Consider the following 22,604-nt stretch of genomic DNA (forward strand, 5'->3'; position numbering starts at 1 on the left):
GGCGCGCTGACCCCTGCGGCCGACCGCCGGCGGGACCGCCTGATGCCGCCGGCCCGGGCCGCAATGGATATTTTCCCTCTTGATCTGATCCACTGCCGGACCCATGTTGTCACAGGCACGCGAACACGCGACTGCCCTGTCTTAATGACTGCCGGATCTTGAGATGGGATGACGCCATGAAACCGCCCCCCGCCGCCCCGACGTTTCCGCCCGCCACCCGGGAAGAGGCCATCCGCCTGGGATGGGACCGGCTTGACGTGATCCTCGTTACGGGGGACGCCTACATCGACTCCCCCTTCATCGGTACGGCCGTTATCGCGCGGGTCCTCATGGACGCGGGCTACCGGGTGGGCGTCATTGCCCAGCCCGACACCGTAAGCAGCCGGGATATCACCCGGATGGGCGAACCCCGGCTTTTCTGGGGCGTCAGCGCCGGCTGCCTGGACTCCATGGTGGCCAACACCACCGCCTCGGGGAAGCGGCGGAAGCAGGACGACCTGACCCCCGGCGGCGTCAACAACCGGCGGCCCGACCGTGCCGTCATCAGCTACGCCAACCTCATCCGGCGCCATTTCAAGCAGACCCGCCCCATCGTCCTGGGCGGCATCGAAGCGAGCCTCCGGCGCATTTCCCATTACGACGCATGGTCCGATGCCGTGAGGCGCTCCATCCTTTTCGACGCCCGGGCGGACCTCCTGGCATACGGCATGGCCGAGGAAACCGTCCTGGAAGTCGCCGCGGCCCTCCGGGGCGGCGCGGACGCGGCAGGCGATGCCGTCCGCGGCATCCGGGGCGTCTGCTACATCAGCCGCGGCATTCCCGATCCCGTTCCGGCATTTCCGGGCCAGGATGCGGCCCTTCCCGACCATGCCGACGCAAGCCGGGACAAGGACGCCTTCACCCGCATGTTCCGGCGCTTTTACGAGAATGCCGACCCGTTTACGGCCCGGCGCCTCTATCAGAAGCAGGACACCCGCTACCTAGTCCAGAACCCGCCCCCCTTCCCCCTCTCCCCCGAGGCCCTGGACCGGGTCCACGAGCTGCCCTATGCCCGGGACGTTCACCCGTTCCACCGCCAGGACGGCCCCGTCACGGCCACAGACACCATCCGCTTCGCGCTCTCGACCCACCGGGGCTGCTTCGGCGAGTGCCGGTTCTGCGCCATTTCGGTCCACCAGGGACGGCACGTCGTCTCCCGGAGCGAGACATCCATCCTCCGCGAGGCGCAGTCCTTCACGGCCCATCCGGAATTCAAGGGGATCATCCCGGACGTGGGCGGCCCCACGGCGAACATGTACGGGATTGAATGCCGGAAAAAACAGGCGGAAGGGGCCTGCTCGGACAGAAGCTGCCTGTTCCCGGCGGTCTGCCGGACGATGCCCGTCCGCCACGACCGGCAGATCCGTCTCCTCGAACGCCTGAGGGCCCTCCCGGGGATCCGCCGGGTCTTCATCGCCAGCGGCATCCGCTATGACCTGATCCTGAGCGACCGGAAACACGGGGAACGGTATCTCACGGAAATCCTGCGGCACCATGTCTCGGGGCAGCTCAAGATCGCGCCGGAGCATGTCACGGATTCGGTGTTGAGGGGGATGGGAAAGCCCGGCCGGGAAGCCCTGGAAGAATTCATCCGCCGCTTCGACCGCCTGAAGCGAGAAAACGGCCTCAACCTCTTTTTGACCTACTATTTCATGGCCGCCCACCCCGGCTGCACCCAGGCGGACATGGGGGAGCTCCGGGCCTTCGCTGAAAAGCGGCTCAGGCTCCTGCCCGAGCAGACTCAGATCTTCACCCCCACCCCCGCCACCTGGTCCACCCTCATGTACCACACGGAAAAAGACCCCTTCACGGGCGCAGGCATCTTCGTGGAAAAAAACCGCGCCGCAAAGGATCGGCAGAAGGCCGCCGTCAGCCCCGCCGGGGAGGCCCGCCTGAAGCGGCGGGGCCGGTAACGCCGCGTGCGTCAGGGCATCCTGTACACCATGACGTTGATGTTCATTCCGGCGCCGACCGAGGCGAAGACGACGATATCCCCGGATTCGACACGGTGGCCGTCCAGGGCGTCCCGGTAGAGCAGATCCAGCATCGTCGGAAGGGTCGCGACGGAGCTGTTCCCGAGCCACGAAATCGTCATGGGCATGATGCCGTCGGGGATATGGTTGACCCCGCAGAGCTTGAAAAGCCTCGCCAGGATCGCCGCATCCATTTTTTCATTGGCCTGGTGGATCAGCACCTTCCTTACGTCGGTGAGGGAATGCCCCGCCTTGTCCAGGCATTTCTTGACCGCCTCGGGGACGGTTTTCAGGGCATACTTGTAGATGTCGTGACCGTCCATCTTGATGTAGAGTTCGTTTCCGGGATGGTCCGGGTTGTAGGACCTGCCGAGCCTCAACAGATAGGCGTGGTCGACGGCATCGGTCCTCGTGAGGTGGGCCACGATCCCGGCGTCTTGATCGGTCGCCTCCACCAGGGCGGCGCCGGCGCCGTCGGCGAAGATCATGCTGTCGATGTCATGGGGGTCCGACACCCGCGACAGGATCTCCGCCCCGATGACCAGCACCTTCGCGGCGTCGCCGGATTTGATGTAGTAGTCCGCCAGGATCATGCCGTGCAGCCACCCCGGACAGCCGAAGGGGATGTCATAGGCCACTGTGTAAGGGTTCTTGATCCTGAGGCGGTGCTTGACCCGCGATGCGATGGTGGGGACCATATCCGCACGGATGTTGCCCGGGGAGATATCCCCCAGGTTCTGGGCGACGATGATGTAGTCGAGGCTTTCCGCGTCGATGCCCGCAAGCGCTTTTTCCGCGGCGAAAAAGGCGATGTCGGAGGTGTTCTGGTCATCCGCGGCATACCTGCGCTCCCGGATGCCCGTGATCTCCTGGAGTTTGAGGATGATGTCGGCGTTCGGCTTCTCCAGCCTCACCCCGTCGGCGCCGTAAAACTCGCGGTTGCGAAAATGGGTGTTCGGTATCCGCGATGTCGGAATATAACTACCCGTTCTAGTTATAATCGAATTTGCCATGATTGAAACCGTCGGCCTCCTTATGTGTGGATGTCTTTCTGCCACCTTTCCGGTCAGTGTGCCAACCCGCAACCGATAGTATTCACGTTGGGCATCGATGCTGCGCTGCCCGGGGAAAATTTTCCACCGTCCATTGAAACCGCTGCGCATCCCCCGGGGCCTGAGCCTTCCGCGGGCAGCCTGCCGTTGGCCTTGGAGATGGGGATCCCGCACATCGGCCCTGCGCGCGCCGTCCCGCGGGCGATCGCACGGCCGGCATCATGATCCTGATGCCTTTATAAAGAAAATTACCCATAATGTACATAGGGATCAATACGCTTTTTTGCGTACATCCGACTCCCGGGGCCGCCGGAGCCCATGTGATGCGGCTTTTTGCGGGTGTATCAAAAGCTTGATTTTTGCCTCGGATTGGATCAGAATGGCCTCTCTCTGAAAAAACGCCCGGGAACGGTTCGGGTCTATCGGCCATTTTTCAAGGAACATGGGGGGCAGTCATGAAAAGGGTTGGCGTAATCGGATGGCGGGGGATGGTCGGTTCGGTCCTGATGGGCCGGATGCTGGCGGAGGACGATTTCAAAGGGTGCGACCCCTTCTTTTTCTCGACCTCCCAGGTCGGACGGAAAGGGCCGGAGATCGGCCGCGACGCCCCCCCGGTGGAAGACGCCCATGATCTGAAGCGTCTTTCGGAGATGGACATCATCCTCTCCTGCCAGGGGGGCGACTACACCCAGAAATGCCATCCGGAGCTGCGGCAGCGCGGCTGGCGGGGATACTGGATCGACGCGGCGTCCACCCTCCGGATGAAAAGCGACGCCGTCATCATCTTAGACCCGGTGAACCGCCGGGTGATCGACGAGGCCCTGGCAGGAGGCATCCGGGATTACATCGGCGGGAACTGCACCGTCTCGCTCATGCTCATGGCCCTGGGCGGGCTGTTTGAAAAAAACCTGATCGAGTGGATGACCTCCATGACCTACCAGGCGGCGTCAGGCGCCGGCGCCAAAAACATGCGGGAGCTGGTCCTCCAGATGCAGGCCGTCGGGACCGCGTCGGCCCGGCTGCTGTCCGACCCCGCCGCGGCGATCCTGGATCTGGACCGCCAGGTCACGGAGACGATCCGCAAGGAGGGCTTTCCCACGGAAAATTTCGGCGCCCCCCTGGCCGCCAGCCTGATCCCGTGGATCGACCGGGCCATGGAGAACGGCCAGACCCGGGAGGAGTGGAAGGGGTATGCGGAGACCAACAAGATACTGGGCCGCATCGCCAATCCCGTGCCCATCGACGGGCAGTGCGTGCGCATCGGCGCCATGCGGTGCCACAGCCAGGCGTTCACCGTCAAACTGACCCGCGATGTGCCCCTGTCGGACATCGAGGGGCTCATCGCCGCCCACAACCCGTGGGTGAAGCTGGTCCCCAATGAAAAGGAGGTCACCCTGCGGGAACTCACGCCCGCCGCGGCCACCGGCACCCTGACCGTACCGGTGGGCAGGCTGCGCAAGCTCACCCTGGGGCCGACCTACCTCACGGCGTTTTCGGTGGGAGACCAGCTTCTGTGGGGGGCCGCCGAACCCCTGCGCCGGATGCTTCGGATCCTGCTCGAACACATGGCCTGAAAACACCGCCGGCGCTCAAGCCGGCGGACTATTTCTCCTTGTTCTTTTCCTGCTTCTCCTTCCGTTTCTCCTTGATGGTCTTGGCAGGCTTCTTTTTTTCCTCTTTCTTGGTATCCCTCGCTTTTGCCATGGCAATCCTCCTTGGTGTCGGGTGAAAAGAACAAGATCTATTATGAGTCTACCATATTTTCGCGGATCCCGCTAACAAAACCTCACAGCCACGGTCTCCGCGGAGAAGCTCAGACGCCCCGGGGGATGCGGCAGGCCCCGGGACGGCTGTGTCTTTCCCGCCATGCAATGGCCAGGTTGCTGGCCACCACCACCACCGTTCCAACGGCGACGGAAGCCCCCGGCAGCTCCTGCCAGAAGATCCATCCCGTCAGGGTGGCCCAGATGACGGCGCTGTAGCCGCAAGGCGCGAGCACCGAGGCCTCGGCCAGCCCGAAGGCCGTGGTTTTGGCGACCTGCTGGATGGCCGAAAAGATGCCGACGCCCGCAATCCAGGGGAGCAGGTCCGGGGTGGGAGGGGCGCCGAAAAACAGGGTGTAGGGCCCGGAGATGGCGACGCCGATCAGGATAAAATAGAACACGGTGGTCAGGGGATCGTCGGTCCGGCCCAGGTTACGGAGGGTGATATCGACCATCGCCCCGAAAAAGGCCCCGCCCACGGCGATGAGGGATGCGGGGTCGGCGAATATCCCGGCCGAGGGCCGGGCGATCATCAGGATGCCGCCGAAACCGATGATGACCGCGACCCACCGCCAGCGGTCGATGCGCTCTCCGAGGAAAACCGGCGACAGGGCGGTGACAAACAGCGGCGCGGCGAACAGGAGGGAGGTGGCGTCGGCCATGGGCAGCAGGGCGTAGGCCCAGAAAATCAGACCGACGCCGACGTTTCCGAGAAAGGCGCGCCAGAGGTGGACCCGGATGCGCCGGGTCTTGAATACGGACAGGGGCCGCGTCGCGATCATGAAGGGCACCAGAATGGCCAGGGCCACCACTCCGCGGTAGAACACCAGTTCCACCGGCCCGTGGACCCGGCTGCACATCTTGGCGCAGGTGTTCATCAGCACGATGCAGCCGGTGGCGAGCAGGAAGAGCAGGATCCCCTTTGGGGTGTTCTGGGTCATCGCCCGGGGAACCCTGCCGCGACCCAGCATATCAGCCATCCCGCGAGGACCGGCCCCACCCCCGCCCACAGGAACGCGAGGGGATCCGACTGCCAGGGGACAAGCCAGGCGGCCATCCCCCCGATGTAAAACACCGAAAAGGCGATCCCCAGGCGCATCCGCCCCGAAAGCGCTTTCCGGGGCCTGCCCCCGGGGGCCGGGCGTTCGCCCCTCCGGGGCACGATCCGGGGCATGAAAACGATGGCCACAATGATCAGCACGATCACCAGCAGTTCCTGAAATCCCGACATTCGGATCCTCTCCTCATCCGGTCCTCATCCGGCGCCCTCCGGGGCGGTACCCCTCCCTCCGGACGCATCCTGCCCCAGTCGATATCACACTTCCCGGCGTCGGAGAAAGGGGGAATCCGCCGCACGCCGTTTCACGGCGCCAGAGGCCCGCTTCCGCCGAAGGAAAAAATGAAATTTGTAAACCCGGCGGATGTATGATACCCTTTCCCGCGTCATCCGACAGACGGCGCGCCGCAACCCCAGGAAACCAAAGAGGAACCTCCATGATCCGCAACCAACTGAAGACCATCCGCTTTCTCGCCGTGCTCGCCGCCGCGGGGGGGCTCGCCTGCATCTCCCCCGCCGCGGTCCATGCCGGCGTGGTGTTCGAACATCTCCTCAAAATCGATTCGCCGGCCCGGATCCTGGATACGGCCGCATCGCCCGACGGCCGGATGATCTTCACCCTGACCCCCGGCGAGGTCATCATCTACTCGGGCACCGACGGCAAGGAAATCGACCGCATCGCCGTCGAAAAACGCTTCACCCGCCTCACCCCCCTCGAGGAAAGCCGGCTCATCCTTTTCGGCGACGATCCCCCCGGGCTCGACATCCTGAAGGTCGACCGCATCTACGACATCAACACCGCAAACCGCCCGTTTCGGGGCGATGAAAACGCAAAGGCCGTCATCGCCGTGTTCGACGATTACGAATGCCCCTACTGCTCCCGGCTGGAATCCCGGTTCGACATGCTGGTGAAAGAATATGCCGGCCAGGTCAAACTGGTCATCAAGCATTTCCCGATTCCCAGCCACCGGAACGCCTATCCGGCGGCCATGGCCGCCCTGGCCGCCGCCAACCAGGAAAAATTCTGGGAATTCCACGCGGCCCTGCTCCAGAACCACGCCGCCCTCGACGACCAGAAAATCCGTGAGATCGCCGACAGCCTGAAGCTGGACCGGGAGCGGTTCGAAAAAGACCTGAGCTCGCCCCAAAGCCACGAGCGGATCCTCCAGGACATGCAGGAGGGGCAGGAAATGGACGTCCGGGGAACACCCACGGTCTTCCTGAACGGGAAGAAACTGGACAACCGGGAGTTCAGAAAACTCCCCGACATGATCAACGAGATCCTCGCCAAGGAGAAACCGGCGGCCGCCGTACCGAAGGATACGCCATGAACCGCATGCCCCCGCCTCAGGCCCTTGCCGCGGGCCGCACCCTGGTGGCGGTGCTGCTGGTGACGGCCGGATGCCTTCTCCCGCAGGCCTTTGCTTATGAGGGGAGCTACCCCTTCCGCGCGACGGCGACCGTGGGGATGGTCGCCGACATCGTCCGCGAGGTCGCGGGGGACCGGGCCGAGGTCACGGGCATCATCGGCGCCGGCGTCGACCCGCATATGTACAGCCCTACCAGGAGCGACGTGGCGATGCTGCTGCGGTCCGATATCGTCTTTTACGCGGGGCTGCTCCTGGAGGGTCAGATGACGGAGATCCTGGCCAAGGTGGGGCGGAGCCGGCCAGTGGTTGCCGTGACCGAGCGCCTGAAGCAGGCGGACCTGATCCACACCGCCCAGACCGGCCACCAAGACCCCCATGTCTGGATGGATGTTTCGGGCTGGATGAAGGCCGTCCGGGTGGTCCGGGACGCCCTCACGGGGTTCGACCCCGCCAACGCCGCCGAATATCAGACCCGGTCCGAACGGTATCTGTTGGAATTGAAGACCCTGGACGACTACGCCCGGAAGGTCATTTCCTCCATCCCCGAAGACCAGCGGGTGATGGTCACGGCCCACGACGCTTTCAACTACATGGGCCGGGCCTACAACATCGAGGTCATGGGCATCCAGGGCGTCTCCACCGAGTCCGAAGCCGGCCTCAAGGACATCAACCGCATCGTGGACGACATCGTCCGGCGGAAGATCCCCGCCGTCTTCGTGGAGTCCAGCGTCTCCGACAAGAACGTCAAGGCCCTCATCGAGGGCGCGAAGGCCCGGGGGCATTCTGTCCGCATCGGCGGAGAGCTTTTCTCGGACGCCATGGGAAAGGCCGGCACCTACGAAGGCACCTACGTCGGCATGATCGACCACAACGTCACGTTGATCGCCCGGGCTTTGGGCGGCGATGCCCCGGAAACCGGGATGCAGGGGAAGCTCACGCCCCCCCGGTGACATCGTTCATTTTTGGTCCGGCGGCCCCACGGCCGACACCACCACCCTATCCCCGACGGGCCTCTGCTGAAGCCCGCGGGCGGAACATGAGGTCGCGCACATGCCCCGCCCCGAAACCGCCGACAAAGACACCGCCCATCAGCCGCAGGCGCATCCATCCGAAACCCGTGCCGATGAGGCGTCCGGCGGCATGTCAGACACCCTCTGGCCCCTTGCCGTCACAGACCTGACCGTCGCCTACCAGCGAAAGCCGGTGCTGTGGGACGTGGCGCTGACCCTGCCCGAGGGGCGGCTCATCGCCGTGGTCGGCCCCAACGGCGCCGGAAAGAGCACCCTGATCAAGGCGGTGCTGGGCCTGGTGCCCCGGGCTTCCGGACGGATCTCCATCTACGGGAAGTCCTACGAATCCCAGCGGCACCTCGTGGGCTACGTGCCCCAGCGGGAGAGCGTGGACTGGGATTTTCCGGTCAACGCCCTGGACGTGGTGGCCATGGGGTTCTACCGCAAAATCGGCTGGCTCCGGCCCGTCACCCGAACCCACCGCCGCGCAGCCCTCGTGGAGCTGGAAAAGGTCGGCATGGCCGCCTACGCCGACCGGCAGATCAGCCAGCTCTCCGGCGGACAGCAGCAGCGCATCTTCCTGGCCCGGGCCCTGGCCCAGGACGCCCGGATCTATCTCATGGACGAACCCTTCGCGGGGGTCGACACCGCCACCGAGCAGGCCATCATCGCCCTGCTGAAAGACCTCAAGGCATCGGGCAAGACCTGCGTGGTGGTCCACCACGACCTGCAGACCGTGCCCACCTATTTCGACCACGTGGTGCTCCTCAACATGCGCGTGGTGGCCCACGGGCCGACGGAGGAGGTCTTCACCGAGGAGAACCTGAAAAAGACCTACGGCGGGCGGCTGACGCTCCTGTCCCAGGCGTTTTACGAACTCTCCAAGGACCCGCGGCTGCCCAGGGGAACGAAAGGGACGATGGAATGACGGGCAGGCGCGGCCGCAGGCCCCCCGTGGGCTGGATCCTGTGGGCGGGGCTTCTGGCGCTGCTGCCGGCGCTGCCGGAAACCGCCCGCGCCGCCGGGCTCTCGAATCCCTTTCCGGAGTGGCCGACCTGGCAGGAGATCTTTCGGGTGCTGACCCTCCGGGACTACAACACCCGGGTCGTCATCATCGGCACCGCCTTCCTGGGGATGGCCGCCGGCCTGGTGGGGACCTTCCTCCTGCTCCGGAAGCGGGCGCTCCTGAGCGACGCCTTGAGCCACGCGACGCTTCCGGGCATCGCCCTGGCCTTCATCCTGATGACGGCCCTGGGCGGCGACGGCAAAAATCTCATCGGGCTGATCGCGGGGGCCGCGGTCTTCTCCGTCCTCGGGACCGCCTCGGTCATCCTCATCCAGCGGCATTCGCGCCTCAAGGACGACGCGGCCCTGGGCATCGTGCTGAGCAGCTATTTCGGGCTGGGCATCGCCCTCATGGGGATCGCCACCCGGATGGCTTCGGGCAACGCCGCCGGGCTCAACTCCTTCATCTACGGCAAGACCGCCTCCATGCTCTTTCTCGATGCGGTCCTCATCGCCGCGGCGGCCCTGATATCGGCTGTTTTCTGTATCCTTTTCTTCAAGGAATTCACCCTGATCTGCTTTGACGGGGAATATGCCGCCGCCCAGGGATGGCCGGTCACCCGCCTCGACTTCCTCATGATGTCTCTCGCGATCGTCGTGACGGTCATCGGCCTCCAGGCCGTGGGGCTCATCCTGGTGGTGGCCCTGCTCATCATTCCGCCGGCCGCAGCAAGGTTCTGGACCCACAACCTGCGCCGCATGCTCTGGCTCTCGGGCCTTTTCGGCGCCGCCTCCGGGCTTGTCGGGTCGGGGATCAGCGCCCTCATGGCCAATCTTCCGGCCGGCGCGGTCATCGTGCTCACGGCGTCCGCTGTCTTTTTTGTCAGCATGGTCCTGGGGTCGGCCCGGGGCCTGCTCAAAACAGGGCTGGAGCGGCACCGGCTCAAGGGGAAAATCGCCCGGGAAAACCTCCTCCGCGCCCTGTACGAATGGATCGAGTCCTGCAGCGACAGCCAAACTCCCGACGCATGCCTTCTCCGGAGCGTGCCCTTCGGCGTCATGCAGGCCCGCAGGTCATGGACGGCGGGCCTGCTCCGGCGGACCCTGGCCGGGCTCGAAGCCGAAGGGCTCGTCCGCCGGGACCCTCCGGAATCCTGTATGCTGACGGCCGAGGGGTGGGATGCCGCCCGCCACGTGGTCCGCAAACACCGCCTCTGGGAGGCCTACCTCATCACCCACGCGGACATCGCCCCCGGTCAGGTGGACTGGGGCGCGGACGAAATCGAACACATCCTGGACCCGGAGATGATCCGGACGCTGGAGAGGATGCTGCCTGCGGCGCCCGGAGACGCCCTCCCCGAAAGCCCGCATCCCATCGCGCCGCAGGGGGGAGCCGATTGATATGGAATGGACCTTCATCGATACCTGGATCGTCATCACCGCAGCACTCTCCGCCATGTCGTGCGCCCTGTTGGGGGCCTACCTCGTCCTCCGCCGGATGAGCATGATGGGCGATGCCATCAGCCATGCGGTGCTGCCCGGCCTGGCCGTGGCCTTCATCCTCACGGGAAGCCGCGAAAGCCTGCCCATGCTGGTCGGCGCCACCGCCGTCGGGGTGCTGACCACCTTCCTCGTCCAGGCCGTCGTGAAACTGAGCGGACTCGACAAGGGCGCCTCCATGGGGGTCATCTTCACGACCCTCTTCGCCCTGGGCCTCATCCTCATCCGCCAGGCCGCCGACCACGTGGACCTCGACCCCGGCTGCGTGCTCTACGGGGCCATCGAGCTGACGCCCCTGGACGTCATGGGCCTCTTCGGCATGGAGATCCCCCGGGCCGCCGTCACCAACGCCGCCATGTTGGCGGTCAACACGGGCTTCGTCCTCCTCTTCTACAAGGAGTTCAAGATCACCTCCTTCGACCCGGCCCTGGCCACCACCATCGGCATCAGCGCCGGCCTCATGCACTACCTCCTCATGACCCTGGTCGCCGCCACGACCATCGCCTCCTTCGAGAGCGTCGGGAGCATCCTCGTCATCGCCATGCTGATCATCCCGGGCGCCACCGCTCATCTCCTCACCGACCGGCTGTGGGCGCTTCTGGCGCTGAGCCTCGTCATCGCAGCCATGTGCGCCTTTTTCGGGCACCTCGCGGCCATCACGGTGCCCGTCTGGTTCGGGTTCCGGGACACGAGCACCGCCGGCATGATGGCGGTGGTCGCCGGGCTGATCTTTATTTCGGCCTTCCTCTTCGCGCCCCGCTACGGGCTGGTCAGCCGGATGCTCCGCCAGGGGATGCTCTCCCTCCGGATCGTCCGGGACGACGTCATGGGCCTCCTCTACAGGTTTCAGGAGGTGGCCCCGGCCGATGCCGGGGCACTGGGGATTCGGGAGCTTTCGGACGCGCTGAAGCAGGGCGCCGCGGTCCGGCTGGCGGTCTGGGACCTCCTGCGGACAAGGCGGATCCGGCGGCGGGCCATGGGCTTCGAACTCACCGACGCCGGACTCGGGGAGAGCGCGGGGATCATCCGCTCCCACCGCCTCTGGGAATCCTATCTCTGCGACAGGATGGGCTTCTGCATGGCCTCGGTCCACCAGTCCGCCCACCGCCTCGAGCATGTCACCGATCCTGCGATGCAGGAGGAACTGCACCGCGCCGCGGGCCGCCCGGAGCGCGACCCCCACGACCGGAAGATCCCCGACTGACATCCTCCCGGGGCGGGCGTCACGCCAGGCGGTATTTTTCCCTGAGCCGCAGGGACATCTCCTTCACCACGCCAAAGGCCCGGTCCACGGTCTTGTCCCGGTCCGGATTGACGAGGCAGCAGGTGGCGGGCGAGAGCATGCTCCGGGAGAGCAGGAAGTCCCGGTCGATCTCCTTTTTCCCGAGGATCTCCCAGACGCCTTCGAGCTGGGCCGTGAGGGAAGGGATGTCTTCCTTTGCAAACGCCTCGAAGCCCGTGGGCACGATGCCCCAGACGATCACCCCGCCCCGGTCCAGAAATCTTCGGATCGACGGCCCGTAGGCGGCGAAGATCTCCCGGTTGGTGTAGAGGTCCATGGAGAGGACGTCGAGGTCCAGGCCCAGAAGAAAATCCCAGTCGGGGTTGCCGCACAAATGGATGCCCCGGGGCCGGTCGATCATGGCAAAGAACTCGTCCATGTCCCCCTTGGCCTTGATGTCGCCGTAACCGGAGAGGGCCGAGAAGAGAAACTGGAGCCCCGGCTCGTCCACGAACATGAATGCGTTGGCGTTCACCGCCCGGAGCCGGTCGAGCTGGACGTTGATCCGCCTCGCCATGAACTCCAGCATGAACGGCCGGACCGTATCGTCGAAGAGGATGGGGCGGTCGTTCTCGTCTGTGATATTGAACCCGAAGCTGATGGGGCCTTCGAGTTGCCCCCGGATGGCGGGCCGGTCGGCGAGGGCCAGGGCCAGAAACCGGTGGTAGACCGCGGAGTAGGTCTCGCTGATGTCGAAATAGGATGGGTCGTCGAAGCGGGCCAGGGTTTCTTCGACTTCAGCGATGAATTTTTCCAGGGAAAACCGGAGGGTCCGCTTCTCCACGTCGAGGAGGATGCCGGGGAAGTGCTCCGCGGCCTGGACATACATGTCCTCGTAATAGCTGTAGTTGGGGAGCTGGGGCCAGAAGGGCACGTCGAGGGAGAGGGCCGAGGCCATGGCGGTGGTCAGCAGATTTCCGGGGATGGGCATGGGATTCCTCCTATCATGGGGGTACAGGTTCCGAATCACGGGATGGGTTGACCATGGCCGGGCGTCAAAGGCTCCGGCTGCCAGATCTCGATCCGGTGGCCTTCGGGGTCGCGGAAAAAGAAAGCCCGGGCGCCCCAGCGGCGCCGGATCGGGTCGACCGCGATGCCCCGGCGTTCGAGACGGCGGTGCCACAGGGCGGCATCCGCCACCTGGAACGAGAGGGTGATGCCTCCGCCCCCGGCGCTTTTCACGGCGGCGCGGCCCTCGTCGGCGAGGCTCAGGAAGGCCCCGCCGTCCACGCCGAATTCCACGAACCAGTCGGTTTCCAGACGGATGGGAAGCCCCAGGACGTCCCGGTAAAACCCGACGGCGGCCTCCCAACTGCGGCAGTAAAGAATGGTGTTCATGCGGCCGACGCGATTTCCGGTCATCTCTTCTCCCTGCACCCAACCGGTGGACGGTATACAATCAAAATGAGCACGCCAAGCGGTTTCCCGGCCCCGCCCGGCCCGAAATCAACGCTTCCCGCCCGGAGCGTGCCGGTCGAGATAGAGGAACAGCGCAATCGATGCCACCGAGAAGATCAGGAACACCGCAAAGCCCCGGGCATATCCGGCATGGGGGTTCCATTTGACGAAGAGGCTCATGAGGGGAGGGATCACGAATCCGCCGAAGGCGCCCAGCCCGCCGACAATGCCGGCCGCCCCGCCCACGGCCGTCGGGCTGTATTTGGGGACGAGCTTGAATACGGCGGCGTTGGCGATCCCCATCCCCAGGGCCAGGAGCATCTGGCCCGAGAAGGCCGCCGGCAGGGACCGGCCGGCGGCCATCATCACCAGGGCGCCCGCGGCCACGGCCACAAAAGAGATCAGCACCGTCCGCTCGCCGCCGACGCGGTCCGAAAAGACGCCTCCCGCGACCCGCAGCAGGCTGGCGGAGAGGGAAAAGGCGGCCGTGAGCAGGCCGGCCCTGACCATGCCCACGGCAAAAAGCTCCGTCCAGTATGTGGGGAGCCAGACCGTGAGGGCGATGAACCCGCCGAAGGAGACAAAATAGAAGAAGGTCAGGAACCAGGTACGCCAGTCCAGGGCCGCCTTGCGCACGGAGGCGAAGGCCTTTCCCGAGGGGACCAGCTCCTCCCCGCAGGTGAGGAAAAGGGCCTCCGGATCGATCTCTATGCCCATCTCCCGGTACTGGAAATAGGGGGCGTCCTTCATGAAGATAACGACCAGCCCCGTCAGGATGCCCAGCATTCCCAGCCAGACGAGGTAAGACCGGGTGAAGCCCAGGGCCGTGACCATGGCGGGCAGCAGCAGGGCGAAGAGGCCGGGCGCCAGGTTTCCGAGGCCCGCATACACGGCCAGGGCCACCCCCTGACGCCGCTGGGGATACCAGTAGGAGACCGTGGGGACCCCCACGGAGAAGACGGCGATGCCGCACCCGCACAGCATGCCGAAAAACAGGAGAAACGGGTAATCCCCGGGCCCGGGCGCCGCCGCCCGGTGAAACATCATGATGATCCCCGCGATGCCGGCCGCCGCCAGAAGAAGCAGGATCAGAATGGGCTTCTTGCCGCCGGTCCGGTCGACCATGGCGCCGAAGGGGATCCGGAGCAGGGACCCGGTCAGGGCCGGGCTGGCGGCCAGGAAGCCCGCCAGCATGGGGCTCATGGCCATGGTCTGTTTGAGCTGGCTCACGATGGGCCCGAAAGCCGAGACCCCGGCGAATCCGCCGAAAAAGGCGACCGTCGTCCAAATCAGGGCCATCCTGGGGCTGGACACCGCGTAACAAGCCTTTTCTGCTTCACTCATGGGAAACCCCTCCGACGCTTGCGATGAGATTCCTTCACGCTGCCCCTACTCCGCGACCTTCCGTCGGAACAGGATCCATCCTCGAAAAAAATACCCGACGGGGGCGCTCCAGATGTGGACGAGACGGCTGAATGGCGAAAAGGCCAACAGGGCGAAGGCACTCAAAATGTGGATCTTGTAGCTCACCGGGACGTCCCGCATCAGCATCGGATCGGGCGCAAAAGTCACAATCCCCCGGATCCAGGGCGCCACGGTGTACAGGAGGTCATAATGGCCGAAGAGGACATTGAAGACGCCCACCCCCGAGACAAAGATCAGGGCCAGGAGGGTGACAACGTCGTTCAGGGTGGTGGTGCGCCGGATCCGCCGGAAAAAGATCCGCCGGAAGAGGAGCAGGACGGCGCCGATGAATGCCGCGTGGCCCACCGCAAGACCGCTGTAGAAGGCGATGGCGGTGTGGGCCGCGGCGTCGATGCCCGCGGCGTCGAAGAGACGCTGGGGAATCAACAGCCCCCCCGCGTGCCCCGCGAGGGTCAGGAGCACGCCCCAGTGAAACATCGTCACCCCGAAAAAGAGGTTCTCCTTTTCCAGGAATTCGCTCGATTTCGCGTTCCAGCCGTACCGGTCGGTCACGTACCGGTAGGCGTGGCCCGCCGTGAAAAGCGCAAGGGCGATATAGGGAAAAACCAGGAATGCCAGTGTATTGCCCATCTCCATGTCAGGCCTCCTTTTCCGCTGCGGAAGGGGTGCCGCATCCCCGTCCCCGCAGGATGTCGGCCGCAAGCCCCAGAAGCCCCGCATAGGGATGCCCCTCCTCTTCCAGGTGCGCCGCCAGCGTGGAAACTTTTCCCAGGCAGGACCAGAGCAGGTCCGCCCCTTCGGGCTCGGGGCACACCGACAGGAACTCCAGCACCATGGGCAGGTAGTCCGGGAGTTCGCCGGCGGCGACGTCGTAGCCCTCCCGGTGATACACTCCGAGAAGGCCGGCCAGGGCCTTGCCGCGGTCCTCGCTGTCCCCCATGAGATGATAGGACAGGTTGAGGCTCGCGGACGGGTTGAGGTCGAAGGCGGCGGTGTAGGTTTCCTGGAGCCGGATCCCGGGGGTGCCGCCGGCATAGCCCAGGAAACGCCGCAGGGCCTGCCGCCCCCTGCCGTCCTCCAGGGCCGCCACGACCCCATCCAGGCCGGCCAGGGCGTTCATCCATGCGGCGTCCGGGTATTCGAGCAGGAACCCTATCACCTTGAGTTGCATCCGATCGTTTTCGGTCATGGCAGACTCCTTTCTCACATCAACGGCACTCGGGGAACCCGGCGCACCCCTGGGCCGCATGGCGATGGCTCCCATCCGGGTAAAACGCCGTGGGCACGACGAACCGGTCCTCGATCCTGGCGATGGCCAGGAGTTCGTAAATCCGGTGGATGCTTTCGGGATCGAGCCCCACGGACGCGGGGATCTCCGCGTCGGGTTTTCCTTCCACGCGAACCGTCCGCATGTAAGCCCGGACCGCGGTCAGGCGCTTCAGGGCGTTCCGCACCGGCGCCTCGTCGCCGGCCGCCAGCAGGTTGGCCAGGTACCGGACCGGGATCCTGAGGTTGTCGACGGCTGTCTCCACCGCCTCCGAAGCGGCCGAGGCCGCGGCTGCGACCGGGCTCAGGGGCGGGATGTACCAGACCATGGGCAGGGTCCGGAATTCGGGATGGAGCGGCAGGGCCAGACCCCAGGTCTTGGCGAGGAGGAAAACCGGCGAGCGGCGGGCCGCGGCCATCACGTGGTCGGGAATGCCCTGGTCCCGGGCCGCCGCCGCAGTCTCCGGGTCCGAGGGGTCCAGGAACAGGTCCAGGTGGGCCGGATAGACCGCCGGGTCGGTCTCGGCTGCCGCGGCCTCGCGGATGCGGTCCGAGTCGTAGAGGACCACGCCCACGTAGCGGATCCGCCCAACGCAGCTGTGGGCGCAGAGGGTCGTGAGCCCCGCTTCGATCCGCGGGTAGCAGAAGATGCACTTCTCCGACCGGCCGGTCTTCCAGTTGAAATAGACCTTCTTGTAGGGGCATCCGGACACGCAGTACCGCCACCCCCGGCACCGCTCCTGGTCGACCAGGACGATCCCGTCCTCGTCCCGCTTGTAGATCGCCCCCGACGGGCACGAGGCCGCGCAGGCCGGGTTGAGGCAGTGCTCGCACAGCCGGGGCAGGTGAAGCATGAAAACCCGCTGGAAGGTGAGGTAGACGGCATGGTCGAGGCCGGCGAAGTTGACATCCCGGGCCCCGGTCTCGCACACGCCGGCAAGGTCGTCCTCCCAGTTGGGCCCCCACTGGATCTTCATGGGGTCCCCGGTGATCCGGGATCTGGGGCGGACGGCGGGCTGGTGTTTTTTCCCGGGCCCCGTGACCAGGGCTTCGTAGTCATAAGTCCAGGGTTCGTAGTAATCGTCGATGACGGGCAGATCCGGGTTGTGGAAAATCCGGGCCGCCTTGTGGATGCGACCCCCGGCCCGGAGGCGGAGCCGGCCGTCTTCCATCACCCAGCCGCCCCTGGAGATCGACGGGTTCTCCCATTCCTTCGGGTAGCCGATGCCGGGCTTGGTTTCCACGTTGTTGAACCACATGTATTCCGCGCCCTTGCGGTTGGTCCAGACGTTCTTGCACGGAATGCTGCAGGTGTGGCACCCGATGCACTTATCCAGGTTGAGCACCATGGATAGCTGGGCTTTAATCTTCATACCATTCCACCTCCCCGGCCTTCCGCACCACGATCACCTCGTCCCGCTGGGACCCGACGGGGCCGTAATAGTTGAAGCCGTAGCTGAGTTGAGCGTATCCCCCGATCATGTGGGTCGGCTTGACCATGATCCGGGTCACGCTGTTGTGGGTGCCGCCCCGCTTTCCCGAGAGCTTCGACCCCGGCGTGTTGATGAGCCGCTCCTGGGCGTGGTACATGAAGGCCTTCCCCGGGGGGATCCGGTGGCTCACCACGGCCTTGGCCATCAACACGCCGTTTTCGTTGAAGCATTCGAGCCAGTCGTTGTCCTTCACCTCGAGGGTCCGGGCATCCGCGTCGCTGATCCAGATGGCCTCGCCGCCCCGGAAGAGGGTCAGCATGGTGAGGGTATCGGAATAGGTGCTGTGGATCGACCATTTGGAATGGGGCGTGAGGTAATTGAGAACCAGGGCGTTCCCGCCCTGAGGCGCCGTGCCCGGGGCCATCCTGCCCAGGGATGCCGAGAGGCTTGGGTCACCGTGGTCCGGCCTCAGGTTGAGGGGCGGACGGTAGAGGGGCAGCCCCTCCCCGAAATCGCGCATCCACGGGTGGTCCTGGTAAAACTGCGCACGGCCGGTGAGGGTCCGGAAGGGCACCTTCTCCTCGATGTTGATGACAAAGGGGGAATACCGCCGGCTTTCGGATTCGATTCCGCTCCAGACCGGCGAGGTGATGATCTTCCGGGGCTGGGCCGTGATGTCGCTGAAGGAGAACGCCTCTCCCCGCCGCGCCTCGCTCAGGTGGGAGAGGGAGAGCCCCGTCCTCTTTTCGAGCCCGGCCCAGGCCTTGACCGCGGTTTCGCCGTTGGTTTCGGGCGCGAGGTGGAGGATGGCCTCGGCCACCTGCCTGCCGGTGGCCAGGGAGGGCATACCCCGGGTCTTTCCGGGGGCCGCCACCGTGCCGAGCCTTTCCGAAAGCGCCTCGTATTCCGCCTTCCCCGACCAGACGACGCCCTTGGACCCCAGGCCGGCCGTGTGGACCAGGGGCCCGAGCGCCGTCATCATCTTGTGGACGCCGGCAAAATCCCGGCGGACCACCGTAAGGTGGGGCAGGGTCCTTCCCGGCACCGCCTCGGTTTCGCCCTTTCGCCAGTCCAGGACATCCGGCTGGGCGATTTCGCCGGGGCTGTCGTGGAGGAGGGGTGTGGCAACCAGGTCCGGCATCTCCCCCAGGTGAACGGCCGCCAGCTCGGAAAACTTCAAGGCGATGGTCAGGAACTGGTCCCAGTTGGTCCGGGCCTCCCAGGGCGGGTCGACCGCCGGGTTGAAGGGATGGATGAAGGGGTGCATGTCGGTGGTGGAAAGGTCGTGCATCTCGTACCATCCCGCCGCCGGCAGGGCGATGTCCGCGTACATGGCGCTGGTGGACATGCGGAGCTCCAGGGTGACGAAAAGGTCCAGCTTGCCCTCGGGCGCCGGCTCCCGCAGGCGGACCTCCCGGGGCTTGAAGGGGCTTTCGGTGTTCATCACGGCGTTTTCCACCCCCAGCAGATGCTTGAGGAAATATTCATGCCCCTTGCCGCTGGCCCCCAGAAGGTTGGCCCGCCAGAGGAAGAAGACCCGCGGGAAGTTGTCCGGGTGGTCCGGGTCCTCCACGGCGAAGCGGAGGGAGCCGTCCTTGAGCTGCTCCACGGCGTGGGCGACGATCCCGGCGTCGGAGGCGGCGCCCTTCTCCGCCGCCTCCCGGCAGACCTCCAGGGGGTTCCGGTTGAACTGGGGGTAGGAGGGCAGCCATCCGAGCCGGACCGCGACGGCGTTGTAGTCCGCCATGTGGCGGGGTTTTCCGGGACCCGCCATGGGCCAGAGGATGCTCTCGGCGCCCAGGGTGTCGTAGCGCCACTGGTCCGTCGCGAAATAGTAGAACGAGGTGCCGTTCTGCTGGCGCGGGGGGCGGCTCCAGTCGAGGCCGAAGGCCACCTGGGACCAGGCCGCCTGGGGCCGGACCTTCTCCTGCCCCACATAATGCGCCCACCCCCCGCCGTTGACCCCCTGGCAGCCGCAGAGGGTCGTCAGGTTGATGATGCACCGGTAGATCATGTCGCTGTGGTACCAGTGGTTGGTGCCGGCGCCCAGGAAGATCATGGAGCGGCCCCGGGTCTTGTCGGCGTTTTCCGCAAACTCCCGGGCCACGCGGATCACATCCTTTCGGGGTACGCCGGTGATCGGCTCCTGCCAGGCCGGGGTAAAAGGGACAGGGTCGTCATCGCCTGCAGGATTGCCGCTCCCCTCCCCGGCGTCCTCCCCCCGGGCGATGCCCAGGTGGGCGGCCATGAGGTCAAAGACCGTGGTCACGACAAGCTCGCCATCGGGCGTCGGGACCGACTTCACCGGCACCCGTCCGGTCCGCGTCCCGGGGCCGCCCGCGTCGAAATAGGGCAGCGTCACCGTCCGCCATTGGTCGGCCTCGCCGGCATAGCTCAGCAGGGGGTCCACCGGCGCATCGGTCCGGGAATCCTTCAGGTGAAGGTTCCACCGGCCGCCGGCCTCGTCCCACCGGAAGCCGATGCTGCCGTTGGGGACGACCCAGGCTCCGGTCCGGCCGTCGAAAAAAACGGTTTTCCAGAGGGGATGGGCCGCCTCCGCCCCCAGGTCGGCGGCCCTCAGAAAACGGCCGGAGACCAGGGTATCGCCCGAGGGATCGAGGACCACCGCAAAGGGAAGGTCCGTGTACTGTTTGGCGTAGCCGGTGAAATAGCCGGACGGGCGGTCGATATAGAATTCTTTCACGATCACGCGGGTCATGGCCAGGGCCAGGGCCGCGTCCGTTCCGGCCCGGGCCGGGAGCCAGGTGTCGGCGAACCGGACGTATTCGGCGTAATCCGGCGCCACCGCGGCGACCCGGGCGCCGCGGTAGCGGGCCTCGGTGAAGAAATGGGCGTCGGGGGTCCGGGTCATGGGCAGGTTGGTGCCCCACACGATCATGTAGGTCGATTCATACCAGTCAGCGCTCTCGGGCACGTCCGTCTGCTCGCCCCAGATCTGGGGGGAGGCCGGGGGAAGATCGCAGTACCAGTCGTAGAAGCTGATGAGGGAGCCGCCGATGAGGGAGAGAAACCGGGCGCCGGCGGCGTAGGAGACCATGGACATGGCGGGGATGGGGGTGAAGCCGAAGATCCGGTCGGGCCCGTACCGCCGGATGGTGTGGACCAGGGACGCCGCGATGAGGGTCGCGGCCTCGTCCCAGGAGAGGCGGACGAACCCGCCCTTGCCGCGGTCCCGCTGGAACCGCCCCCGTTTTTCAGGGTTCTCCGCGATGTCGCGCCACGCCGAGACGGGGTCCCCGTGGGCAGCCAGAGCATCGCGCCAGAGCGTCAGAAGGGAGGCACGGATCAGGGGATACTTGAGGCGGACGGGACTGTAGGTGTACCAGGAGAAGGTCGCTCCCCGGGGGCAGCCCCGGGGTTCGTGGTTGGGGAACCCCTCCCCGCAGTCGGGGTAGTCGGTGCGCTGGGTCTCCCAGACGATGATCCCGTTTTTCACGTAGACGTCCCACGAGCAGGAGCCGGTGCAGTTGACGCCGTGGGTGGACCTCACCTTTTTATCGTACTGCCACCGGTCGCGATAAAACTTCTCCCATGACCGCTGCCCGCAGCGGGCTTCCCCCCAGCCGCCCGAAACACGGGACTCGCGGCAACCTTCACCGGAGCTGCGGGGCCGGAAAAAACGAAGCCGGTTCATGAAGTCTCTGACAGACATCGCCACCTCCTGGAAGAGGGCGAAACATTCCGACGCGGAACCAGGGAAACCTGAACGGGTTTTGATTAGAAAGCAAAAATTCGCGCCGGCGTTTCGCGGTTAACGGTTAGGATGCGCGCACGAGCCTTTGGATGGAGAATTATCATGGACCATAAATCCTTTCTTTGACTTAAGTCAAATCCTATCGACGAAATAAGGAGCCCTCCGGCAGGTCCAGCGCCAATTCCCGGTGAACCCAGTTTTATGTTTACAGCAGGGTTCGCTTTCAGGTACAGAGAGACAAAAAACAATTGATCAATGACAGACACGGGAAGAGGAGGCGTCATGAAAACATCGGTTAAAGCGATCGTTGGGACCCTGTTTTTTCTCATTCTGGCGGCGGGTGCCGCCTTTGCCGAGGATCTCGGCCTCATCACCGGCGGAGAAAAAGGCACCTACTATCAGTTCGGGCTCAACCTTCAGGAACTGGCAAAAGAAAAAGGGATCAACCTCAGCGTCTACAATTCCAAGGGATCCATCGAGAACATCTATGCCGTCTTCAAGCGGCCCCGCACCCAGATGGGCATTGTCCAGTCCGATGTTTTAGCCTTCGTGGCCAAGGTACGCAGCAATCCGGTCCTGGCGAGGATCGCGGAGAAAACAAAGATGGTGTTTCCCCTCTACAATGAGGAGGTTCACCTGCTCGGCCGGCAGGGGATCGCCGACTTCAAAGACCTGGCGGGAAAACGCGTGGCCGTGGACCGGGAAGGCAGCGGCACCTACCTGACCGCCAATCTTCTCTTTGAGGTCTCCGGCGTCAAACCGGCCGAGATTTTGACCGTGGGCACCGACGAGGCCCTGGCCCAGCTCAAGGCGGGGGCCGTTGACGCCATGTTCTACGTGGCCGGCGTTCCCGTCAAGCTGTTCACGGAAAAGGTGGCGGCGGAAGACGCCCTGGCCCTCATCCCGATCCGCGACAAAAGCATCGTCGAGTATTATCCGGAGGCGGATATCCCGGCCAACAGCTATGCATGGCAGCCCGGCGCGGTGCCGACGGTGGCGGTCAAGGCCGTGCTGATCTCCTACGAATTTCGCGGGTCGAACTGTGACCTCGTGGGCAGGTTCGCGGGGATTCTGGCGGACAATATGGACTGGCTCAAAGCCAACGGTCACCCGAAATGGAAGTCCGTCGACCTGGACTATCCCCTCAAGGGCTGGGAGCAGTATGCCTGCGTGGTCAAGCACATTGGAAAAACGACGATGACGGCACCCCAGGAGCCTTCCGAACCCAACCCGGTGCTGGATGCCGTCAAGGAGATGCTGAAGCCCTGACTCCGGAGCGGCGCGGGACACTGCTGGAAGGACGCCCCGCGGCGGCG

General features: G+C 65.2%; 18 protein-coding genes. 8 read left to right on the forward strand and 10 right to left on the reverse strand.

The genetic code is table 11. The annotated features are described in order from the left end of the window. Nucleotides 1–176 precede the first annotated feature (176 nt). Nucleotides 177–1,952, forward strand: coding sequence for a YgiQ family radical SAM protein (locus tag ACEW8N_RS11075; protein ID WP_373499883.1), 1,776 nt, complete (start codon nt 177–179; stop codon nt 1,950–1,952). Between the two features lie 11 nt (nt 1,953–1,963). On the opposite strand, the gene ACEW8N_RS11080 is transcribed toward ACEW8N_RS11075, so the two are convergent. Further along, nucleotides 1,964–3,025, reverse strand: a complete 1,062-nt coding sequence (locus ACEW8N_RS11080; protein ID WP_373499884.1) for a 3-oxoacyl-ACP synthase III family protein — start codon at nt 3,023–3,025, stop codon at nt 1,964–1,966. Between the two features lie 494 nt (nt 3,026–3,519). Between ACEW8N_RS11080 and asd the strand changes: the two genes are divergently transcribed. Further along, entirely contained in the window at nt 3,520–4,638 is a 1,119-nt protein-coding gene (asd, locus tag ACEW8N_RS11085; protein WP_373499885.1) for an aspartate-semialdehyde dehydrogenase, read from the forward strand. A gap of 239 nt (nt 4,639–4,877) precedes the next feature. Here asd and ACEW8N_RS11090 read toward each other — a convergent pair whose 3' ends face one another. Next, nucleotides 4,878–5,798 carry a DMT family transporter gene (locus ACEW8N_RS11090; RefSeq protein ID WP_373499886.1) on the reverse strand — a complete coding sequence of 307 codons (921 nt, stop codon included), beginning with the start codon at nt 5,796–5,798 and terminating at the stop codon, nt 4,878–4,880. Beyond that, a complete protein-coding gene (locus ACEW8N_RS11095; protein ID WP_373499887.1) occupies nt 5,765–6,058 on the reverse strand; it encodes a hypothetical protein in 294 nt (97 codons plus the stop codon). The genes ACEW8N_RS11090 and ACEW8N_RS11095 overlap by 34 nt, the downstream gene beginning before the upstream one ends. Before the next feature lie 263 nt (nt 6,059–6,321). Between ACEW8N_RS11095 and ACEW8N_RS11100 the strand changes: the two genes are divergently transcribed. The 5 genes from ACEW8N_RS11100 (at nt 6,322) to ACEW8N_RS11120 (ending at nt 11,973) form a co-directional block, all read left to right on the forward strand. Beyond that, a complete protein-coding gene (locus ACEW8N_RS11100; RefSeq protein WP_373499888.1) occupies nt 6,322–7,215 on the forward strand; it encodes a DsbA family protein in 894 nt (297 codons plus the stop codon). Then, nucleotides 7,212–8,204 (forward strand): metal ABC transporter solute-binding protein, Zn/Mn family, encoded by a 993-nt coding sequence (locus ACEW8N_RS11105; protein ID WP_373499889.1) that lies wholly within the window; start codon nt 7,212–7,214, stop codon nt 8,202–8,204. The genes ACEW8N_RS11100 and ACEW8N_RS11105 overlap by 4 nt, the downstream gene beginning before the upstream one ends. Nucleotides 8,205–8,304: 100 nt before the next feature. Then, nucleotides 8,305–9,192, forward strand: a complete 888-nt coding sequence (locus tag ACEW8N_RS11110) for a metal ABC transporter ATP-binding protein (protein WP_373499890.1) — start codon at nt 8,305–8,307, stop codon at nt 9,190–9,192. Continuing rightward, nucleotides 9,189–10,670: an iron chelate uptake ABC transporter family permease subunit gene (locus ACEW8N_RS11115; RefSeq protein WP_373499891.1), complete on the forward strand. Its 1,482-nt coding sequence runs from the start codon at nt 9,189–9,191 to the stop codon at nt 10,668–10,670. Before ACEW8N_RS11110 ends, ACEW8N_RS11115 begins: the two co-directional genes overlap by 4 nt. Before the next feature lies 1 nt (nt 10,671). Continuing rightward, nucleotides 10,672–11,973: a metal ABC transporter permease gene (locus ACEW8N_RS11120; protein WP_373499892.1), complete on the forward strand. Its 1,302-nt coding sequence runs from the start codon at nt 10,672–10,674 to the stop codon at nt 11,971–11,973. Between the two features lie 19 nt (nt 11,974–11,992). Here the strand turns inward: ACEW8N_RS11120 and ACEW8N_RS11125 are convergent, their stop codons facing one another. The 7 genes from ACEW8N_RS11125 to ACEW8N_RS11155 all read right to left on the reverse strand — a co-directional run bounded on the left by ACEW8N_RS11125 (nt 11,993) and on the right by ACEW8N_RS11155 (nt 21,246). Then, on the reverse strand, nt 11,993–12,982 hold the full coding sequence (locus ACEW8N_RS11125; protein ID WP_373499893.1) for a hypothetical protein: 990 nt from the start codon (nt 12,980–12,982) through the stop codon (nt 11,993–11,995). 35 nt (nt 12,983–13,017) lie between these two features. Further along, a complete protein-coding gene (locus ACEW8N_RS11130; RefSeq protein ID WP_373499894.1) occupies nt 13,018–13,413 on the reverse strand; it encodes a VOC family protein in 396 nt (131 codons plus the stop codon). 84 nt (nt 13,414–13,497) lie between these two features. After that, nucleotides 13,498–14,793: a nitrate/nitrite transporter gene (locus ACEW8N_RS11135; RefSeq protein ID WP_373499895.1), complete on the reverse strand. Its 1,296-nt coding sequence runs from the start codon at nt 14,791–14,793 to the stop codon at nt 13,498–13,500. A gap of 45 nt (nt 14,794–14,838) precedes the next feature. After that, complete coding sequence (gene narI / locus ACEW8N_RS11140) at nt 14,839–15,510, reverse strand: respiratory nitrate reductase subunit gamma (protein ID WP_373499896.1); 672 nt, start codon at nt 15,508–15,510, stop codon at nt 14,839–14,841. A 1-nt stretch (nt 15,511) separates the two neighbouring features. Then, on the reverse strand, nt 15,512–16,063 hold the full coding sequence (gene narJ, locus ACEW8N_RS11145) for a nitrate reductase molybdenum cofactor assembly chaperone (RefSeq protein WP_373499897.1): 552 nt from the start codon (nt 16,061–16,063) through the stop codon (nt 15,512–15,514). A gap of 19 nt (nt 16,064–16,082) precedes the next feature. Further along, nucleotides 16,083–17,513, reverse strand: a complete 1,431-nt coding sequence (gene narH / locus ACEW8N_RS11150) for a nitrate reductase subunit beta (protein WP_373499898.1) — start codon at nt 17,511–17,513, stop codon at nt 16,083–16,085. Further along, nucleotides 17,503–21,246: a nitrate reductase subunit alpha gene (locus tag ACEW8N_RS11155; RefSeq protein ID WP_373499899.1), complete on the reverse strand. Its 3,744-nt coding sequence runs from the start codon at nt 21,244–21,246 to the stop codon at nt 17,503–17,505. The genes narH and ACEW8N_RS11155 overlap by 11 nt, the downstream gene beginning before the upstream one ends. A gap of 324 nt (nt 21,247–21,570) precedes the next feature. Here ACEW8N_RS11155 and ACEW8N_RS11160 point away from each other — a divergent pair, with 324 nt between their 5' ends. Next, entirely contained in the window at nt 21,571–22,557 is a 987-nt protein-coding gene (locus tag ACEW8N_RS11160) for a TAXI family TRAP transporter solute-binding subunit (RefSeq protein ID WP_373499900.1), read from the forward strand. The last annotated feature ends 47 nt before the right edge of the window (nt 22,558–22,604 follow it).

The organism is Desulfococcus sp., assembly GCF_041737845.1.
Taxonomy (GTDB): domain Bacteria; phylum Desulfobacterota; class Desulfobacteria; order Desulfobacterales; family Desulfococcaceae; genus Desulfococcus.

Excerpts from the sequence above, each read along its gene's own strand:
- ACEW8N_RS11075 (WP_373499883.1), top strand. The coding sequence starts at position 177 with ATGAAACCGCCCCCCGCCGCCCCGACGTTTCCGCCCGCCACCCGGGAA.
- ACEW8N_RS11080 (WP_373499884.1), bottom strand. The coding sequence starts at position 3,025 with ATGGCAAATTCGATTATAACTAGAACGGGTAGTTATATTCCGACATCG.
- asd (WP_373499885.1), top strand. The coding sequence starts at position 3,520 with ATGAAAAGGGTTGGCGTAATCGGATGGCGGGGGATGGTCGGTTCGGTC.
- ACEW8N_RS11090 (WP_373499886.1), bottom strand. The coding sequence starts at position 5,798 with ATGCTGGGTCGCGGCAGGGTTCCCCGGGCGATGACCCAGAACACCCCA.
- ACEW8N_RS11095 (WP_373499887.1), bottom strand. The coding sequence starts at position 6,058 with ATGTCGGGATTTCAGGAACTGCTGGTGATCGTGCTGATCATTGTGGCC.
- ACEW8N_RS11100 (WP_373499888.1), top strand. The coding sequence starts at position 6,322 with ATGATCCGCAACCAACTGAAGACCATCCGCTTTCTCGCCGTGCTCGCC.
- ACEW8N_RS11105 (WP_373499889.1), top strand. The coding sequence starts at position 7,212 with ATGAACCGCATGCCCCCGCCTCAGGCCCTTGCCGCGGGCCGCACCCTG.
- ACEW8N_RS11110 (WP_373499890.1), top strand. The coding sequence starts at position 8,305 with ATGCCCCGCCCCGAAACCGCCGACAAAGACACCGCCCATCAGCCGCAG.
- ACEW8N_RS11115 (WP_373499891.1), top strand. The coding sequence starts at position 9,189 with ATGACGGGCAGGCGCGGCCGCAGGCCCCCCGTGGGCTGGATCCTGTGG.
- ACEW8N_RS11120 (WP_373499892.1), top strand. The coding sequence starts at position 10,672 with ATGGAATGGACCTTCATCGATACCTGGATCGTCATCACCGCAGCACTC.
- ACEW8N_RS11125 (WP_373499893.1), bottom strand. The coding sequence starts at position 12,982 with ATGCCCATCCCCGGAAATCTGCTGACCACCGCCATGGCCTCGGCCCTC.
- ACEW8N_RS11130 (WP_373499894.1), bottom strand. The coding sequence starts at position 13,413 with ATGACCGGAAATCGCGTCGGCCGCATGAACACCATTCTTTACTGCCGC.
- ACEW8N_RS11135 (WP_373499895.1), bottom strand. The coding sequence starts at position 14,793 with ATGAGTGAAGCAGAAAAGGCTTGTTACGCGGTGTCCAGCCCCAGGATG.
- narI (WP_373499896.1), bottom strand. The coding sequence starts at position 15,510 with ATGGAGATGGGCAATACACTGGCATTCCTGGTTTTTCCCTATATCGCC.
- narJ (WP_373499897.1), bottom strand. The coding sequence starts at position 16,063 with ATGACCGAAAACGATCGGATGCAACTCAAGGTGATAGGGTTCCTGCTC.
- narH (WP_373499898.1), bottom strand. The coding sequence starts at position 17,513 with ATGAAGATTAAAGCCCAGCTATCCATGGTGCTCAACCTGGATAAGTGC.
- ACEW8N_RS11155 (WP_373499899.1), bottom strand. The coding sequence starts at position 21,246 with ATGTCTGTCAGAGACTTCATGAACCGGCTTCGTTTTTTCCGGCCCCGC.
- ACEW8N_RS11160 (WP_373499900.1), top strand. The coding sequence starts at position 21,571 with ATGAAAACATCGGTTAAAGCGATCGTTGGGACCCTGTTTTTTCTCATT.